Annotated in this window: 17 protein-coding genes; 12 read left to right on the forward strand and 5 right to left on the reverse strand. The window is 62.2% G+C overall.

All coding sequences use genetic code 11. The features are described 5' to 3' along the window. Positions 1-33 precede the first annotated feature (33 nt). On the reverse strand, positions 34-729 hold the full coding sequence (locus L63ED372_RS01170) for a metallophosphoesterase family protein (RefSeq protein ID WP_062407487.1): 696 nt from the start codon (positions 727-729) through the stop codon (positions 34-36). A gap of 193 nt (positions 730-922) precedes the next feature. Here L63ED372_RS01170 and L63ED372_RS01175 point away from each other — a divergent pair, with 193 nt between their 5' ends. Both L63ED372_RS01175 and L63ED372_RS01180 read left to right on the forward strand, forming a co-directional pair. After that, positions 923-1,225, forward strand: coding sequence for a CopG family ribbon-helix-helix protein (locus L63ED372_RS01175; protein ID WP_062402151.1), 303 nt, complete (start codon positions 923-925; stop codon positions 1,223-1,225). Continuing rightward, positions 1,222-1,512, forward strand: a complete 291-nt coding sequence (locus L63ED372_RS01180) for a type II toxin-antitoxin system RelE/ParE family toxin (protein WP_062402154.1) — start codon at positions 1,222-1,224, stop codon at positions 1,510-1,512. Before L63ED372_RS01175 ends, L63ED372_RS01180 begins: the two co-directional genes overlap by 4 nt. Positions 1,513-1,561: 49 nt before the next feature. Here the strand turns inward: L63ED372_RS01180 and L63ED372_RS01185 are convergent, their stop codons facing one another. Beyond that, positions 1,562-2,707, reverse strand: coding sequence for a Fic family protein (locus L63ED372_RS01185; RefSeq protein WP_062402157.1), 1,146 nt, complete (start codon positions 2,705-2,707; stop codon positions 1,562-1,564). Between the two features lie 119 nt (positions 2,708-2,826). On the opposite strand from L63ED372_RS01185, the gene L63ED372_RS01190 reads away from it, so the two are divergent. Continuing rightward, positions 2,827-3,438 (forward strand): 3'-5' exonuclease, encoded by a 612-nt coding sequence (locus L63ED372_RS01190; protein ID WP_062402160.1) that lies wholly within the window; start codon positions 2,827-2,829, stop codon positions 3,436-3,438. Positions 3,439-3,580: 142 nt separating this feature from the next. On the opposite strand, the gene L63ED372_RS01195 is transcribed toward L63ED372_RS01190, so the two are convergent. Further along, positions 3,581-4,048, reverse strand: a complete 468-nt coding sequence (locus L63ED372_RS01195) for an Lrp/AsnC family transcriptional regulator (protein ID WP_062402163.1) — start codon at positions 4,046-4,048, stop codon at positions 3,581-3,583. 102 nt (positions 4,049-4,150) lie between these two features. Between L63ED372_RS01195 and mdeB the strand changes: the two genes are divergently transcribed. Next, on the forward strand, positions 4,151-6,748 hold the full coding sequence (gene mdeB / locus L63ED372_RS01200) for an alpha-ketoglutarate dehydrogenase (RefSeq protein WP_062402166.1): 2,598 nt from the start codon (positions 4,151-4,153) through the stop codon (positions 6,746-6,748). 145 nt (positions 6,749-6,893) lie between these two features. Continuing rightward, positions 6,894-7,829: an alpha/beta hydrolase gene (locus L63ED372_RS01205; RefSeq protein ID WP_062402169.1), complete on the forward strand. Its 936-nt coding sequence runs from the start codon at positions 6,894-6,896 to the stop codon at positions 7,827-7,829. On the opposite strand, the gene L63ED372_RS01210 is transcribed toward L63ED372_RS01205, so the two are convergent. Then, the gene (locus L63ED372_RS01210; RefSeq protein ID WP_062402172.1) at positions 7,830-8,429 is read right to left on the reverse strand and encodes a hypothetical protein; all 600 of its coding nucleotides are present in this window, start codon (positions 8,427-8,429) and stop codon (positions 7,830-7,832) included. Positions 8,430-8,646: 217 nt separating this feature from the next. On the opposite strand from L63ED372_RS01210, the gene phaP reads away from it, so the two are divergent. The 7 genes from phaP to L63ED372_RS01245 all read left to right on the forward strand — a co-directional run bounded on the left by phaP (position 8,647) and on the right by L63ED372_RS01245 (position 15,460). Then, positions 8,647-9,204: a TIGR01841 family phasin gene (gene phaP / locus L63ED372_RS01215; RefSeq protein ID WP_062402174.1), complete on the forward strand. Its 558-nt coding sequence runs from the start codon at positions 8,647-8,649 to the stop codon at positions 9,202-9,204. Between the two features lie 90 nt (positions 9,205-9,294). Further along, positions 9,295-10,083 carry an enoyl-CoA hydratase/isomerase family protein gene (locus L63ED372_RS01220; RefSeq protein WP_062402176.1) on the forward strand — a complete coding sequence of 263 codons (789 nt, stop codon included), beginning with the start codon at positions 9,295-9,297 and terminating at the stop codon, positions 10,081-10,083. A 120-nt stretch (positions 10,084-10,203) separates the two neighbouring features. After that, the gene (locus L63ED372_RS01225; protein ID WP_062402179.1) at positions 10,204-11,451 is read left to right on the forward strand and encodes a hypothetical protein; all 1,248 of its coding nucleotides are present in this window, start codon (positions 10,204-10,206) and stop codon (positions 11,449-11,451) included. A 99-nt stretch (positions 11,452-11,550) separates the two neighbouring features. Further along, positions 11,551-12,498 (forward strand): DMT family transporter, encoded by a 948-nt coding sequence (locus L63ED372_RS01230; RefSeq protein WP_062402181.1) that lies wholly within the window; start codon positions 11,551-11,553, stop codon positions 12,496-12,498. A gap of 29 nt (positions 12,499-12,527) precedes the next feature. Further along, complete coding sequence (locus L63ED372_RS01235) at positions 12,528-13,223, forward strand: ABC transporter ATP-binding protein (RefSeq protein ID WP_062402183.1); 696 nt, start codon at positions 12,528-12,530, stop codon at positions 13,221-13,223. Continuing rightward, complete coding sequence (locus L63ED372_RS01240; RefSeq protein WP_062402185.1) at positions 13,220-14,521, forward strand: ABC transporter permease; 1,302 nt, start codon at positions 13,220-13,222, stop codon at positions 14,519-14,521. Before L63ED372_RS01235 ends, L63ED372_RS01240 begins: the two co-directional genes overlap by 4 nt. Positions 14,522-14,833: 312 nt before the next feature. Next, complete coding sequence (locus L63ED372_RS01245; RefSeq protein WP_062402188.1) at positions 14,834-15,460, forward strand: DUF3299 domain-containing protein; 627 nt, start codon at positions 14,834-14,836, stop codon at positions 15,458-15,460. On the opposite strand, the gene L63ED372_RS01250 is transcribed toward L63ED372_RS01245, so the two are convergent. Beyond that, positions 15,461-16,360, reverse strand: coding sequence for a 5'-nucleotidase (locus L63ED372_RS01250; RefSeq protein WP_062402191.1), 900 nt, complete (start codon positions 16,358-16,360; stop codon positions 15,461-15,463). Positions 16,361-16,391 lie beyond the last annotated feature (31 nt).

Consider the following 16,391-nt stretch of genomic DNA (forward strand, 5'->3'; position numbering starts at 1 on the left):
GGTGCGGCTTGGTGTACCAGGGCTTTGTCTGGGTCAAGAAAAATTCACCGCGTCGAAAGCCATCACCCCCCGCAACCCCACCCCAAAGCTCTGAAACCCTTGCGTGTCCCATTGGGCGCTGCTGTCCAGGTTGTCGTGTTGGTGGCCGTGCACCGTCATGCGCACGCCCATGCGGCGGGCCAGGGTGTCCAGTTCTTTGAATCCGTGCTCGTGGTAGCCGGGCGCTTCGTGGGTGATGAGGATGTCGGCTTGTTGCGTGGCCAGTTGTTCCACCTCGTCGGGGTAGATGCTGGACCAGTGCTTGAGGTGCACGCTGCCTTGCCAGCGGTCTTGGCGCGGCGTCACGCGGGCGTGCGCTTCGCGGTTGCGAAACTTGGGCGCTTGTGCGTCTTTGGGGTACCACACCGCACCGCGAAACACACCGCCCAGCCCGGCGATGCGCGTGCCGCAGGGCAGCGTGACCACACGGCCGTGCAGGTTGCGCTCGCTCACTTCGTCGTGCCACACGTTGGCAAAGTTGTCCGCATGGTCGGTGTCGTGGTTGCCGTGGATGAACCAGACGCGCTCCCAAATGGCTTCCAGTTCGATGTGCAGCGGCCGAGCCGGTTCCAAGTCGCCCAGCAAGATCACGGCGCGGGCGTGGGTTTGCAAGGCGGCATCGAGGATGTGCTGCCATTGGCCGTGGGGGTCGCCGCAGAAGAGGAGGGGGCCGGGGTGTCGGTGTTGCATCGGTTGGAAAGAATAACCCCGAAATTCAAACATCAGACGTTGGATTTTCGGGGTTAAGGGACTGTGCGTGCGCATCTTGGGGGATTTGTCTTGCTTGTCGTTGCTTTGGAAAGCCTGAGGATTCATCGCCTGTCGAATGTGGTGTTTACAAGGTAACACCTTTTCATATAATCAATGCAATAGGAGCCCCAAAATGCCGACCTTCTCTGTCAAATTGGACGAACAATCCCGCGCCAAGGTGCAAGCTGCGGCCAGTCAACGTGGTGTGACGCCGCACGCCTTCATGGTGCAGGCCATTGAGTTGGCCGTGACTCGCTCTGAAGAAGAGGACGCTTTGGTTCAGCGTGCTTTGCAGGCGCGGCAAAACTTGCTGCAAACAGGCGTGGTTTTGGATGGAAGTGCAATGGCCGAATACCTGAAAGACAAGGTGCGAGGCGGCACGCGCAAGCGACCTGCGGCACAAGGGCTTGAGAAGTTGCTGGCCCCGCGGTCATGACGCTACTGGTGCATTCTCCGGAGGCGGCTAACGATCTCGAGGAGCTGGTAGATTTTTTGTTGGCAAGTCGACCTGAGCACGCGGTTGAAACGGTGGACTTGGTGCTGGATGCTTTGTCAGTGTTAGAGCGCCATCCGTTGATGGGGCGCCCCGTGGCACAGGGTATGCGCGAGCTCGTTATCTCACGCGGAAGATCGGGTTATCTGGCGCTGTATGCTTTTGACGCCGCAGCCGATGTGGTGTTCGTGCTGGCCATCAAGCACCAGCGGGAGCAAGATTATCACTGAGGTTTTTTGACCTTCGTCCCCATTGATGTCATCACCGGTCGTCCAAAAATCAATCGCTCAGCAATTCCACATAGGCTTGGTAGCTGTAATGACGGTTCTTTTTTTGCCCAGTCTGCTCGACCACGATGCCGAGCTTTTCCAGTGTTTTGACCGCCGCATTGGCTGTGGGGAACGTGGTTCCCAGTTTTTCGCAGACTTGATCGATGGAAAAAATGGGCATCAATGGCAAGAGTTCAAATAGACGAAGACTGGCTGGCGTGATTCTGGGCTCTTGGAGCAGGCGACGTCGGTCGGTATTGATCAGGCTGGCCAATGCGACGATGCCACGCTCTGCGGTGTCTGCAGCGCGTGCGACACCTTCCAGGAAAAAAGCCACCCAGCCTTCCCAATCACCATCCGTGCGGACTGCAGAAAGTCGTCGGTAGTATTCGGCTTGATGCTGTTTGAGGTAGGCGCTCACGTAGACCAGGGGCTCTGACAACAAGCCCCATTGCTCCATGAGTGCGGCAATCAGCAATCGCCCAATGCGTCCGTTGCCATCCAAAAAGGGGTGAATGGTTTCAAACTGAACGTGCACGAGCCCAATGCGCACCAGAGGGGGCAAGGTGGGCCGAGTGTCGTGAATGAAGCGTTCAAGATCGGCCAGCAGAGCGGGTACTTGCGTGGGCGGCGGGGGGACAAATACAGCGTTGCCAGGCCGTGTGCCGCCGATCCAGTTTTGAGACTGGCGCAATTCGCCCGGTTGGCGACCAGAGCCACGGGCGCCATCCATGAGCAGGCGGTGGGCTTGCCGCATCAGGCGTACGCTCATGGGCAGGCCGTTGGGGTCCCGCAATGTTTGTTCTGTCCAGCGAAAGGCACGCAGGTAATCGGTGACCTCCTCCACATCGTCTGTGTTGCTGACGACAAGCCCCGCCTCTTTGTCAAACAGGTCGACCAGTGTCGCCTGGGTCCCCTCAATCTGGGATGTGAGCAGGGCTTCTTTGCGGATGGCGCTGTAGAGTAACCAGTCGATCGAAGGCACCAAGCCTGCGACCCCTGCCAGACGGGCTAAGGCCAGTTCAGCCGTGCGGTTGAGTTCGGCATAGCAAGCGACGTCCAGTTCGGGCTCAGCAGGTGGCAGCGCATGGGGCACAAAAGCGCGCACGCTCTCGCCGAGCGTGGTGGAGGTGACGTAGGTTCCGGTGATGCGCATGCTTAGATATGAAAGATCGCTTGAATACAGGTGCACCATATTAAAGCCATCTTTAATATGGTGCAAGCCTGTGAAAGCGGGTTTTAATCTGAGACCTGTTTTGCATCGGCCTGTTTACTATGTCCCCCATCGCCATCATCGACTTCGAAACCACGGGCATCTCCCCCAACATGGGCGACCGCGCCACCGAGGTGGCCATCGTCATGCTCGAAGGCGGGCAGGTGGTGGACCGTTACCAGAGCCTGATGAACGCCGGGGTGCGGGTGAACAGTTTCATCACCCAGCTCACGGGCATCACCAACGAGATGGTGCAGGCCGCGCCAGCTGCCGAGCAGGTGATGCGCGAGGCGGCCCGCTTTGTGGGCGGGCGGCCCATGGTGGCGCACAACGCGGCCATTGACAAAAAGTTCTGGGAGGCCGAGCTGGCGCGTTGCGGAGAAGACGCGTCGCACCCATTTGCCTGCACTGTGCTGCTGTCGCGCCGCCTGTACCCGCAAGCGCCCAACCACAAGCTGGGCACGCTGGCTGCGCTGCACCATTTGCCGTCGTCAGGCCGTGCCCACCGGGCGTTGGCCGACGCCGAGATGGCCGCGCATTTGCTGGCGCAGATGCAGCACGACCTGAAAACCCGCTACGGCTGCACGCAGGCCGACCACGCTTTGCTCATGGGCCTGCAACGCACCAGCCGCCACATGGTGGGGCCGTATTTGAAGCAGCGGGCGCAGGGTTGAATAAAAGCGCATTTCAAGTCGCATTTGAACTCGCATTCAAAGTCGCAAAAAGATCGAGGAAACCCCTGAAAAATCCATATGCGACAAAGACTTGGATGAATTTTCAAAGTCGCAAAAATATCCGCAAAAACTCAAGCCAAGTTCACCCCAAGCCCAGCGGTAAAGCCGTTTTGTAGCGCACCTGCTTGAGCGCAAAACTGGAGCGGATTTTTTCCACGCCTGGAATCGGTGAGAGCTGCTCCAGAATGAATCGTTCCAGCGCCGCCATGTCGCGCACCGCCACGCGCAGCAGGTAGTCGCTGTCGCCGGTCATCAAATAGCACTCCATCACTTCGTCGTGCCGGGCGATGTGCGCCTCAAAGTCGGCCAGGGTTTCCTTGCTTTGGGTCTTGAGGCTGATGGAGATGAACACCGTCAGGCCCAGCCCCAGTGCCGCCGCACTGGCCAGCGCCACGTAGCGCTGGATCACGCCGCCCGACTCCAGCGCCTTGACGCGGGCCAGGCACGGCGAGGGCGACAGGCCAATGCGTTTGGCCAGCGTCACATTGGAGAGCGAGCCGTCGCGCTGCAGTTCGTTGAGTATCTTCAAATCCACGTTGTCCAGAACCATATGCTGAATCCCTATCAATTACGGCATATTGTGCTTTAAATGCTGGTCTAAGAGGCGTAAATACGCAGCACATGCGCCGCGCTGCCCGGTACAGTCAAACGCATGAACGCACCCATCGAACCCCATTTGCAAGCGATGTTGTCCGCCCACGACATCGACCCCGAGGAAACCGCCGAGTGGCGTGAGGCCTTGCTGGCTCTTATCGGTACCCAAGGCCCAGCCCGTGCCCGTCAAATTCTGGACGAGCTGGCCACGGTGGCTCGGCAGCAGCGCACGGGCTGGCAGCCCGAGCTGAACACGCCTTATATGAACACCATCGCGGTCGATGACCAGCCCGTGTTCCCCGGCGACTTGGCCACCGAAGAGCGGCTCGTGGCCATCATGCGTTGGAACGCGTTGGCTATGGTGGTGCGTGCCAACCAGGCCTATGGCGAGTTGGGCGGGCACATCGCCAGTTACGCGAGCGTGGCCGATTTGTTCGAGACCGGCTTCCACCATTTCTTTCATGCGCGCACTGCGCAGCACCAAGGCGACTTGGTGTTCTTTCAGCCGCACAGCGCCCCCGGCGTGTACGCCCGTGCATTTTTGGAAGGCCGATTGAGCGAGGCGGACCTGATGCACTACCGCCAAGAGATCACCGCGCCGGGCAGCGGCGCGCGCGGTTTGTCGAGCTACCCACACCCTTGGCTGATGCCCGATTTTTGGCAGTTCCCCACGGGCTCGATGGGCTTGGGGCCAATCAGCTCGATCTACCACGCGCGTTTCATGCGCTACCTGACGCACCGCCAGCTGCAAGACTGCAGCGGCCGCAAGGTGTGGGGCGTGTTTGGCGATGGCGAGATGGACGAGCCCGAGAGCATGAGCGCCCTGACCTTGGCCGCTCGAGAAAAACTCGACAACCTGGTGTGGGTGGTGAACTGCAATTTGCAGCGCCTGGACGGCCCGGTGCGCGGGAACGGCCGCATCATCGACGAGCTGGAAAAGCTGTTTGCGGGTGCGGGCTGGAACGTGATCAAGCTGGTCTGGGGCAGCGACTGGGACGGTCTTCTGGCCCGCGACACCTCGGGCGCTTTGCTGCGGGCTTTTGCCAACACGGTGGACGGGCAAATGCAGACCTTTGCCGCCAAAGATGGGCGCTACAACCGCGACAACTTTTTCGGCCAAAACGAAGAGCTGGCGCGGCTGGTGCAGGGCATGACGGACGAGCAGATCGACCGGCTCAAGCGGGGTGGCCACGACATCGTGAAAATCCACGCGGCCTATGCCGCAGCGGCTGCGCACCGTGGCCAGCCCACGGTGATCTTGGCGCACACCAAAAAAGGCTTTGGCATGGGCAGCGCGGGCCAGGGCAAGATGACCACGCACAGCCAAAAGAAGTTCGACGAGCAGGACCTCATCGACTACCGCAACCGCTTTGACCTGCCGCTGAGCGACGAGCAGGCCAAGGGCTTGGCGTTTTACAAACCCGCCGACGACAGCGCCGAGATGCGCTACCTGCGCGAACACCGCGCCCGCTTGGGTGGCAGCTTGCCCAAGCGCGAGACGGTGTGTGACCGTTTGCCTGTACCTGCTTTGAGCACCTACGGGCAGTTTGCGCTGCAGGCCGACGGCAAAGAGATGAGCACCACCATGGCCTTTGTGCGCATGCTGGGCAACCTGCTCAAAGACACGCAACTCGGCCCGCGCATCGTGCCCATCGTGGCCGACGAGGCGCGCACGTTTGGCATGGCCAACCTGTTCAAGCAGGTGGGCATTTACAGCAGCGTGGGCCAGCGCTATGCGCCCGAAGACATCGGCTCGGTGCTGAGCTACCGCGAAGCCACCGACGGTCAGATTCTGGAAGAAGGCATCAGCGAAGCGGGCGCGATCGCCAGCTGGACAGCCGCGGCCACCAGCTACAGCGTGCACGGCCTGGCCATGCTGCCCTTCTACATTTATTACTCGATGTTCGGCTTTCAGCGCGTGGGCGACGCCATTTGGGCCGCCGCTGATCAGCGGGCACGCGGCTTTTTGCTCGGCGCCACTTCAGGCCGCACCACCTTGGGCGGCGAGGGCCTGCAACACCAAGACGGCAGCAGCCATTTGGTGGCGGCCACCATCCCCAACTGCAAGGCCTACGACCCGGCCTTTGCGGGCGAGCTGGCGGTGATTCTGGACGCGGGCATGCGCGAGATGGTCGAGCAGCAAGCCGACGTGTTTTATTACGTGACCCTGATGAACGAGAACTACGCCCAGCCGGATTTGCCTGCGGGCGTGGAAGCCGACGTGCTGCGCGGGGGCTATCGATTTGGCGCTTACGGCCCCATCCATGCGGCCCAGCGCGTGACCTTGCTCGGCTCTGGCGCGATCCTCACCGAAGTGGTCAAAGCCGCGCAGCAACTGGCCGCGCAAGGCGTGGGCGTGGAGGTGCTGAGCATCACCAGCTGGAGCGAGTTGGCACGCGATGGCATGGCGCAAGCGGATAAGGCCAGTCACTTGGCGCAACTGTTGAGCGCCACCCAAGGCCCCATCATCGCCGCCACCGATTACGTGCGCGCCGTGCCCGAGAGCGTGCGCGCCTTCGTGCCCGAAGGCCGCCGCTACCGCACGCTGGGCACCGACGGCTTTGGCCGCAGCGACACGCGGGCTGCGCTGCGCCGCTTTTTTGCGGTGGACGCGGACAGCATCGCGCAGGCGGCGCTGCAGGCCTTCGCTGTTTGAGCATGGGGGCCAGGTGGCCCTAGGGCGCGATCCCCAGCTGGCTGGGGCCAGCCGGGGTGTCGCCCATTTGCCCGTATGTTCGGCTCCTGCCCACCCATAATTTGCCAACGCTTCAATCCCGCAAGCCCCTACCCCGGAGTGCCCCATGCTCGACCCCCAAGCCCAAGCCCTGATGACCTTGTTGAGCGAGAAAGGCATTCCGCCGGTTTACACCCAAACGCCCACCGAGGCGCGGGCGTCTTACCGGGCGCGGCGCAGCTTCACCCAGCCCGACGCGCCCGAGGTGGGTCGTGTGCAGGACCTGCAGTTCAGCCACGCGGGCGTGTCGATTGCGGTGCGTGTTTACCACCCGGCAGGCGCCGGTCAGGCCCTGCCCGCTCTGGTGTACCTGCACGGCGGCGGTTGGACCATTGGCGACTTGGACACCCACGATGTGCTGTGCCGCAGCCTGTGCCAGCAAGCCGGGGGTGTGGTGGTGTCGGTGGATTACCGTTTGGGGCCGGAGCACAAGTTTCCAGCGGGCTACGAGGACGCGGTGGCCGCCTGGCAATGGGTGGCTGCACAAGCAGCAGCTTTGGGCATTGACCCGACCCGCATCGCCATTGGCGGGGACAGCGCGGGCGGCAATCTGGCCGCTGCAGCCTGCTTGGGCTTGCGTGACTTGGGCCACAAGCCGGTGCTGCAGCTGCTGATTTACCCCAGCACACTCATGGCGCCAGACACCGCCTCGTACCAAACCAATGGCCAAGGCTACATGCTCACGCGCGATTCGATGGCCTGGTATGCCAACAATTACCTGCGCGGCCCACAAGACACGCTGGATTGGCGGGCCTCGCCCCAGCTGGCCAAGAGCCACGCCAACTTGCCCCCTGCCTTGGTGCTGACGGCGGGTTTTGACCCTTTGCGCGACGAAGGTCTGTTGTACGCCGATGCCCTGAGCCGGGCGGGCGTGTCCGCGCAGTACATCTGTTTTGAGCGGCAGATCCACGGCTTCATCACCATGGGCCGGGTGCTTCAAGAGGCCAACACGGCCGTGGCCTTGTGCGCCCAGGCGCTGCGCACCGCTTGGAAGCAGGGCTGATCAGCCCTGCACCACGTCCAGATAGGCTTGGCGGGTTTCGGGGCTGACCGCGTCCAGCGCTTGCTCGTAGCGGGTCTGGTGCTGGGCGACCATGCGGGCCGAGGCGATGGTTTTGGAGCGGCAAAACCAGTGGCAGCTGTGCTGCATCAGAAACATCTCCCCCATCATGCGAAAGGACCGCGCCTTGGGCGCAAGCCCCTGCGTGTTGCGCACGGTGCGCTCGATGCCTTGAGCGTGGACTTCGAGCAGGCGGCGCATGTCGAACGTGGCTTTGGGCGAGAGCTGGTCGATGTAGGGCAGGGCCAGCTTGAAGCCGCGTGAAACGGGGGCAGGCAGTTTGGCAAATTCCCGCGCCAAGTGCTGGAACTCGCTGGCCAGTTGCTGCTCGGCAGCAGCTTGCAGTTGCAGGATGTGCTGTTGGCGTTCGGGGTCGGATTCGCCCAGTGCCCGCATGTAGGCACCGGTCAGCTGGGCCATGTTTTTTTCGATGTGGAAGGGGCGCAATTGCTCGGCCAGCAAGGCAGTGCGTTTGCGCTGGCCCAGGGTATTGAGCCAGTGGATGCCCGTGGCCAAAATGAAGAGCAGGCTGATGAATTCCATACGTGCAAGGTAAACGGGCCAAACTGGCCAAACCACCAAGTGTAGTGAGCTTGGCACAGGGCCCGAGCAAAGGCCTTTTCTGTTGCTGGCTCAGCGTGGCGGCCCACACAAGGCTTGAATTGGAGAGCGGACTCTAAAGTGCGGGTTTTCCCTTGCCATGACTGGCTCACGCTGTTCAAATTGCTGCATTGCAACAAAACCTCTTCAAGGAATCACCATGAACTTCAACGCTGAACAATTCACCGCCACCCAACAAGCCAACCTGAACGTGGCCGCTGGCCTGTCGCAATCGGCTTTTGCCGGTTTCGAGCGCCTGGTCGAGCTGAACATGGCCGCTGGCAAAGCCGCTGTGGGCGAGTCTTTCGCCAACATGCAAGCTCTGATGGGTGCCAAGTCGCCTCAAGAACTGATGGCCGTGCAAGCCGCTTTGGTGCAGCCCGCCTTCGAAAAGTCGGTGTCTTATGGCCGTCACCTGACGGACATCGCCAACAGCACTGGCGCCGAGTTCACCAAGGCCGTCGAAGGCAAAATGGCCGAGTCCGAGCAAGCTGTCAAAAGCCTGATCGAAACCAGCCTGAAAAACGCGCCTGCCGGTTCTGACGCCGCTGTGGCCGTGATCAAGACCGCCTTCGAAGCCAGCCAAAGCGCAGCCGAGACCCTGAAAAAAGTGGCCAAGCAAGCCGCTGACAGCGCCGAAGCCAGCGTGAAGGCCGCAACTGCCCAAGCCGAAGCTTCGGTCAAGGCCGCCATGAGCAAGGCCAAAGCCAAGGCTTGAGCTTTGACTTCATGAGCCGACCCTGAACTCAGGGGCGGCTTTCTACAATCAGGGTGTCTTCGGACACCCTTTTTGTTTTGGATTGCTCTCATGTCACCTGCCGCAGCGCCTGCATCCACCCCCACGCTTCACATCGAAGGCGGTGTGGCTACGATCACCTTGAACCGTCCAGCCCAGCGCAACCGCCTGGAAAACGCCGACCTCAAGGCCTTGCTGGTGCACTTTGACACCGTGAACCGGGATGCGGCCGTGCGGGTGCTGGTGCTGACGGCCAACACGGCCGGTCAGCCCAGGCCGGTGTTTTGCGCTGGCTACGACATTGGCGGCTTTGACGAGCCCGGGCACGGAGCGACCTTTTTTGAGGAAATTCCGGATGCGCTGGCGGCTTTGCGCCCGGTCAGCATTTGCGCCCTCAACGGCAGTGTTTACGGCGGGGCCACCGATGTGGTGCTGGCGTGCGACCTGCGCATCGGCTTGTTGGGGATCGAGTGGCGCATGCCGGCCACGGCGCTGGGTTTGCATTACTACCCCAGCGGCTTGCAGCGCTATGTCAGCCGTTTCGGTCTGGCGGCCACCAAGCGGGCGTTTTTGACGGCCCGGCCTTTCACCGATCGGCAACTCGAGGCCCTGGGCTTGTTCGAGGCGCTGGTCGGCCCCGAGGACTGGGCTTCAACCCAAGAGGCCTTGGTGCGCGACATCTTGGCGCTGGCGCCCCTGGCTGTGCAGGAGACCAAACAATCGATTCGGGAAATCGAGACCGGACACGGTGACGTGAGCCGCATGCGCGAGCGCGAGCAACGCACCAGCCAAAGTGCTGACTTTGCCGAGGGCCGGGCGGCTTTTGCCCAGCGCCGCACGCCGGTCTTTAGCGGTCGCTGAGGGGCTGACGCACCTGCTGCCGGCTTGTGCCCAAGTTCAGTGGAAGGCGCGGCACCATCAAGTTGGGCGGTTTGATGCCGATACGTTAAGTGGACTGTTTTTTCTGTAGACGGGTGAGTCATGAGAACACGTGTGGGGTGGGCTGGGTTGCTGTGGCTGTGTGCTGCGCCTTGGGTGTGGGCGGGTCAGTACGTGCTGCAGGCCGGACAAACCCAAACCGTGCCCGTCGCTGTCCGGGTGCTCAATGGCGAAACCCGCTGCAATGTCCGCATCAGCGTGCCCGGCCAGGCCGATGTCGAGCGCGTGGTGCAAGCCCCATTTTTTGACACGGCTGTGGCCATCACGCCGCAGGATGAAGAGTTCGTCACGGTCCGTTGGCAAGGACAAGCACGGCGCATCAACGACCAAGTGGTCAATGGCTGCCCCACCCAGGGCGAGGCCCGCTTCAAGGTCGTCAGCAACAACGCCCTGACCCGGGCCATGTGGGCGGGCATGCAAGCCCAATTGCCTGTGGCCAAGGCCGACTGCGTGCGCACCGCCTTTGCGTTGGAGCAGGTGCGGCCCGAGTGGTTCGACTTCACCGACCCGCAGCCCAGTGGCGAGGACGCCAAAATTGAGCGGGCCTTTGCCCGATGCGATGCGTTTTTGGCCCAGCCCAAAGCCTGGGGCACACAAAATCCACAAGGCCACGCTTGCACCGTGGCGGGCCTCAAAACCCGCTGCGAAGGGTTCTTCACGGCCCGTGTCGACGGCAAGGTGCAGACGATTTCGCGCGAAGCCGCCGTTCAGCGGCAATTGCAAAACTTGCCTTGGAGCACCGGGGTGCGTGAGATCGCGTCGGTCAGGGCTTCGCGCATCCAGCAAGAAAAAGACCGTGTGGCCCGTGAAGCTGCCGAAGAGGCGGCCGTACTGCAGGCCATCAAAGACGCGCGGGTGAAGGCCGAGCGTCAAGCCCAAGAGGCCAAGGCGGCCGAAGAGCGTGCCTTGCAAGAGAAGATTGCCGCCTTGAAGGCGCAAATTGCCGAAGAAAAAGCCCAAGCCGCGCAAGAGAAAAACTGGGTCTTCCGGCAGATCGACAAGATCAAGGGTGTCCCGACCCCCGAAGCCAAGACACAGGAGGCGGCCAAACCTGCCACCCCTGCAATACCAACTGCACCAGCCACGCCAGCTGCACCAGCCACGCCAGCTGCACCAGCCACGCCAGCTGCACCAACGGCACCAACGGCAGCAGTCACGCCAACGGCACCAGCTGCTCCAGCGGCGGCGAAAGCTCCACCTTTGCCACCGCCAGTGGCAGCACCCCCAGCTGCGGCGGCACCCGCCCCCAACCCAGCCAGCAAGTCATTGCCGCCTCTTCCGACCAACTGATCCGGCTCAGAAGTCGGTGGGGGTAACGCAAGCGACCGGCTTGGATGGGCATTGCCCCTAAGATGAAGGGGTGATTCACACCTACAACAGAGCAGCGGCATGAGACCGCGCAAGTCTTGGTCCCCCTTGCGCCAGTGGTCGCTCACGCACCACCGCGGCAGGCGGGCCTTTGCCGCTTGGCCCGTGGCCGTGCGGGGCATGGTCTGGATGGTGCTAGGCGGGCTGCTGTTTTCTTTTCTTAACACCATCGCCCGCGAGTTGACACTGCACCTGGACGTCTACCAATCGCAGTTCTTGCGTTATCTGTTTGGTTTGTTGGTCATCTTGCCTTGGGTCTGGCGTGAGGGCTGGCGGGCTTACATGCCGGTGAACATGGCGGGCCAGTTCTGGCGTGGCGGTGTGCACACCTTGGGTCTGGTGTTGTGGTTCACGGCCTTGCCCAAAATCCCCTTGGCCGATATGACGGCCATTGGCTTTACCGGGCCGATCTTCATCATGCTGGGCGCGGCCTGGTTTTTGGGTGAGCCCATGCGCAAAGACCGCTGGATCGCCGCCATCATCGGCTTTGCGGGCGTGCTGGTGGTGGTCCTGCCCAAGATGTCCGGAGAGGGCGGTTGGTTCAACCTCGTCATGCTGGCCTCGTCGCCTGTTTTTGCGGCGTCTTTTCTCATCACCAAAGCCCTGACCCGCTACGAAAAAGCGGGTGTGATTGTGTTGTGGCAAGCGCTGACGGTCACGGTCTTGAGCCTGCCCATGGCGCTGCCCAACTGGCAAGCCCCCACCTTGATGCAGTGGCTGGGTTTTGCCGCCACGGGCGTGCTGGGCACACTGGCCCACTATTGCCTTACGCGGGCGTTTGCGCTGGCCGACATTTCGGCCACCCAGTCGCTGCGTTTTCTGGACCTGGTTTGGGCTTCTTTGCTGGGCTGGCTGGTTTTTGGTGATGTGCCCAGCCAATGGACTTGGGCCGGTGCGCTGGTCATCTTGGGCGCCACCGTCTGGATTGCCCGCAGGGAAAGCCGGAGAAAGCCCGTTGTGTCCGATTGACGGGGTATATTGCCCTGCACAAAAGGGGGATGAGTGTGATCGACATCGAGCCATTGCGCTTTGCCTGGACCCGGGGCGGGCCTGACACACTGGTGCTGGGCCGCTTGCAGGTGGACCGTGGCCAGACTGTTTTTTTGCACGGCCCCAGCGGTTGCGGCAAAAGCACTTTGCTGGGATTGTTGTCGGGTGTGTTGTCGCCCCGTCAGGGCCGTGTGTCCTTGCTGGGGCAAGACTGGGCCGCTTTGAAGCCCGGTCAGCGTGACACCTTTCGGGCCGACCATGTGGGCGTGATGTTCCAGCAGTTCAATTTGCTGCCCTACCTGAGTGTGCTGGACAATGTGACCTTGCCCTGCCGCTTTTCCAAGCTGCGCCGTGAGCGCTGCCAAGCCGCGGGTGGTCCCGTGGCCACGGCCCAAAGCTGGCTGCAGCGCATGGGCTTGCCAGAAGTAATGTGGAGCCGCCGCGCCGACGCCTTGTCGGTGGGCCAGCAGCAGCGCGTGGCGGCGGCCCGCGCCCTCATGGGCCAGCCCGAATTGATCCTGGCCGACGAGCCCACTTCGGCGCTCGACGCCGCTTTGCGCCAGGACTTTATGGACTTGTTGCTGCAGTCTGCACGCGACGCGGGCAGCACTTTGGTGTGTGTGAGCCACGACGAGCAGCAGGCCGTGCGCTTTGATGTGCAATGGTCCTTGCCCGCCTTGCAGCAAGCGGAGGTGAGCGCATGAACAGCCTGCTGAGCATGGCCCGCAGCAGCGCCTGGAACCGGCGCAGCACCTTGGTGTGGGTGGTGGTGTCGCTGGCGCTGGCCACCGCCTTGTTGTGGACGCTGGAGCGTTTGCGCCACGACATCCGCCACAGTTTTTCGCAATCGGTCAGCGGGGTCGATTTGATTGTGGGTGCCCGCAGCAGCCCGGTGCAGCTGATGCTGTTTTCGGTGTTCCACATTGGCAGCGTGCCGCAAAGCATGAGCATGGACAGCGTGCACAAGCTGTCCCAGCACCGCTCGGTGTCTTGGGTTGTGCCTTTGAGCCTGGGAGATTCACACCGCGGCTTTCCGGTGCTGGGCACCACACCCGCATTTTTCCAGCACTTTGCCTATGGCGACAAACAGCCGCTGGTCTTGCAGCAGGGCGCGGCGTTTTCCGACACGCTGGATGGTTTGTACGAGGCGGTGATCGGGGCCGAAGTGGCACGCAAGATGGGCTATGGCCTGGGCCAAAGCATCACGCTGGGTCACGGCATGCACGACCATGGTCATGACCACGGAGATGAGGAGAACAAAGAGGACGAACACGCCGACAAGCCCTTCAAGGTGGTCGGCATTCTGGCCCCCACGGGCACCCCGGTGGACCGTTCGGTACAAGTGAGCCTCAAGGCGCTCGAGGCCATCCACCTCGATTGGGTCGCGGGCACGCCCATGCCGGGCGGGCAGATCCCGGCCGATCAGGCGCGCAAATTCAACCTGGAGCCCGAAGAAGTCACGGCCGCCTTGGTGGGCCTGAAAAGCCGGGCGGCGGTTTTTAATGTGCAGCGCTTTGTGAATTTCTACGAAGACGAAGCCCTGATGGGCGTGATGCCCGGTGTGGCGCTGGGTGAGCTGTGGTCGGTGCTGGGGCTGGGCGAAAACGCTTTGTTGGCTGTCTCGGCCCTGGTGGCTTTGGTGAGCGTGGTCTCGCTCGTGGCGGTGGTGCTGGCGGGCCTGAACGAGCGCCGCCGCGAACTGGCCGTGCTGCGTGCGGTGGGCGCCGCGCCGCGCCATGTGCTGGGCCTGCTCACGCTCGAAGGGGTCTGGGTCACTTGCGCCGGGGTGGTGTTGGGCGTGCTGCTGGCCCACGCGGGCATGGCGCTGGCCACGCCGTGGTTGCAGCAGTCGCTGGGTATCCGCTTGCAACTGGCCGCACCTTTGCCCACGCAGCTGGCGCTGGCTGGGGCCGTGTTGTTGGCCGGATTGTTGGCCAGTTTGGGTCCGGCTTGGCGGGCTTACCGCTTGTCTTTGGCCGATGGTTTGTCGCCGCGTGTGTGAGGTGTGGGCCGGCAGACCAAGTGCCTGCTGCAAAATACGGAGACGGTCTTTTGACGTTTGCAGGTGTTCGCGCTGATACGTGACTTTGTCATCCCAGACTTTTTTCATAGCACCAATGTTTCAGTCACCTCGGCCTTGTTTTATGTCATCCCGGCCTTGAGCCGGGATCCAGTGCATGTTGGGTTATTTGCAAAGGGCTTTGGTGCACACTGGATCCCGGGTCTTCGCCCGGGATGACCAAAATTTGAGGGATGATTCAGCTGCATCGTGCCGGGTCAAGAGGTTCAAAAAAATGAGAATGGGAGTTCAGGGATGAAACAATTCACAAGGGCTTGGCATACGGGCCTGCTGATGGCGGTGCTGGGGGCCTCGGCTGCGCAGGCGCAAAGTGTGCGCGAAACTGTGCGCGAGACCGTGCCCCAGGTCCAGCCCGCCTTGTCGGCCGATGCCCCGCCGCCCGGTGCCAGCGTGCCCGGCCAGACACGCACCATTGGCTGGGAGCAGCTGATTCCAGCGGGTTGGGACCCCTACAAAGACCTCAAGGCACTGAACCTGGACACGCTCAAGGACAACGACCCCAAGGCCGAAGAGGCGCTGAAAAAAATGCGCAAGATGTGGGACAACGCCCCCATCAATCCGCTGATCCTGGGCCAGAGCGTGCGCCTGCCGGGCTATGTGGTGCCGCTGGAAGACTTGGCCGCGGGCATCAAAGAATTTTTGCTGGTGCCTTACTTTGGCGCGTGTGTGCATTCGCCGCCGCCTCCGGCCAACCAGATCGTGCATGTGCTCTTGGACAAGCCCGCCAAAAACCTGCGCCTCATGGATGTGGTTTGGGTGAACGGGCCATTGAGTGCCACCAAAACCGACTCGCACATGGGTGTGGCCAGTTACCGCATTGACGCCAAGGCGGTCACGCCTTACCAAGAAAAAAAGCGCTGATCAATCCGGGTTGGACACGCCCGAGGCCACATGCCCTGAGGGCACATGCCGCGCCGCCGACTCGATGTGGCCCGTCTGGTCGTCAAAGAAAAAGTCCGGCTCGAACTCCCGCAGAAATTCGCCCTTGGGCAAGCCGCCCAAAAACATCGCTTCGTCCACCTCGATGTTCCAGTCCATCAGGGTGCGGATGGCGCGTTCGTGCGCGGGTGCACTGCGGGCCGTGACCAGTGCGGTACGGATGCGCATGGCGGGCGTGCCCGCTTGCTGCAGTTGGTGCAATGCTTGCAGCACAGGCTTGAAAGGTCCGGCCAGCAAGGGTTGCCCGGCCTTGTCGCGCTCGTGCTTTTGGAAAGCCGACAGGCCCTCGGCCTGGAACACCCGCTCGGCTTCGTCAGAGAACAACACAGCGTCACCGTCAAACGCGATGCGCACCTCGTGCGGGTGCGCCTCGGAGGCCAGCGCCGAATGCGGGTAGACCTGCGCAGCGGGCACACCGGCATCGAGCGCGGCACGAACGTCCGACAAATGGGTCGACAAAAACAGGTTGGCGTTGAGTGGCCGCAGGTAGCGCCACGGCGGCTGCCCGCGTGTGAAGCTGCCGCGCTGGATGGGCAGGCCGTAATGCTGCGCCGAGCGAAACACCCGCATGCCCGAGACCGGGTCATTGCGCGAGAGGATCACCACCTCCACGCGCTGCGCGTCGGCGTTGTTGAAAGCCAGCAGTTTGCGCACCAAAGAAAAGGCCACGCCGGGTTTGGCGGGCGCTTCCAGGCGATCGAGTTGCAGCTTCATGTAGGCCCGGTCATCGCCTTGCTCAAACACCTGGTTTTCTTCTTCAAAGTCGAACAGGGCGCGTGACGAGATCGCCACCACCAACTGGCCTTCAAGGGATGCGGGCATCGAGGGCTCCTTGGGGGAATGTGGGGGGCAT

It is taken from the genome of Limnohabitans sp. 63ED37-2, assembly GCF_001412535.1.
Taxonomy (GTDB): Bacteria; Pseudomonadota; Gammaproteobacteria; order Burkholderiales; family Burkholderiaceae_C; genus Limnohabitans_A.

Excerpts from the sequence above, each read along its gene's own strand:
- L63ED372_RS01170 (WP_062407487.1), bottom strand. The coding sequence starts at position 729 with ATGCAACACCGACACCCCGGCCCCCTCCTCTTCTGCGGCGACCCCCAC.
- L63ED372_RS01175 (WP_062402151.1), top strand. The coding sequence starts at position 923 with ATGCCGACCTTCTCTGTCAAATTGGACGAACAATCCCGCGCCAAGGTG.
- L63ED372_RS01180 (WP_062402154.1), top strand. The coding sequence starts at position 1,222 with ATGACGCTACTGGTGCATTCTCCGGAGGCGGCTAACGATCTCGAGGAG.
- L63ED372_RS01185 (WP_062402157.1), bottom strand. The coding sequence starts at position 2,707 with ATGCGCATCACCGGAACCTACGTCACCTCCACCACGCTCGGCGAGAGC.
- L63ED372_RS01190 (WP_062402160.1), top strand. The coding sequence starts at position 2,827 with ATGTCCCCCATCGCCATCATCGACTTCGAAACCACGGGCATCTCCCCC.
- L63ED372_RS01195 (WP_062402163.1), bottom strand. The coding sequence starts at position 4,048 with ATGGTTCTGGACAACGTGGATTTGAAGATACTCAACGAACTGCAGCGC.
- mdeB (WP_062402166.1), top strand. The coding sequence starts at position 4,151 with ATGAACGCACCCATCGAACCCCATTTGCAAGCGATGTTGTCCGCCCAC.
- L63ED372_RS01205 (WP_062402169.1), top strand. The coding sequence starts at position 6,894 with ATGCTCGACCCCCAAGCCCAAGCCCTGATGACCTTGTTGAGCGAGAAA.
- L63ED372_RS01210 (WP_062402172.1), bottom strand. The coding sequence starts at position 8,429 with ATGGAATTCATCAGCCTGCTCTTCATTTTGGCCACGGGCATCCACTGG.
- phaP (WP_062402174.1), top strand. The coding sequence starts at position 8,647 with ATGAACTTCAACGCTGAACAATTCACCGCCACCCAACAAGCCAACCTG.
- L63ED372_RS01220 (WP_062402176.1), top strand. The coding sequence starts at position 9,295 with ATGTCACCTGCCGCAGCGCCTGCATCCACCCCCACGCTTCACATCGAA.
- L63ED372_RS01225 (WP_062402179.1), top strand. The coding sequence starts at position 10,204 with ATGAGAACACGTGTGGGGTGGGCTGGGTTGCTGTGGCTGTGTGCTGCG.
- L63ED372_RS01230 (WP_062402181.1), top strand. The coding sequence starts at position 11,551 with ATGAGACCGCGCAAGTCTTGGTCCCCCTTGCGCCAGTGGTCGCTCACG.
- L63ED372_RS01235 (WP_062402183.1), top strand. The coding sequence starts at position 12,528 with ATGAGTGTGATCGACATCGAGCCATTGCGCTTTGCCTGGACCCGGGGC.
- L63ED372_RS01240 (WP_062402185.1), top strand. The coding sequence starts at position 13,220 with ATGAACAGCCTGCTGAGCATGGCCCGCAGCAGCGCCTGGAACCGGCGC.
- L63ED372_RS01245 (WP_062402188.1), top strand. The coding sequence starts at position 14,834 with ATGAAACAATTCACAAGGGCTTGGCATACGGGCCTGCTGATGGCGGTG.
- L63ED372_RS01250 (WP_062402191.1), bottom strand. The coding sequence starts at position 16,360 with ATGCCCGCATCCCTTGAAGGCCAGTTGGTGGTGGCGATCTCGTCACGC.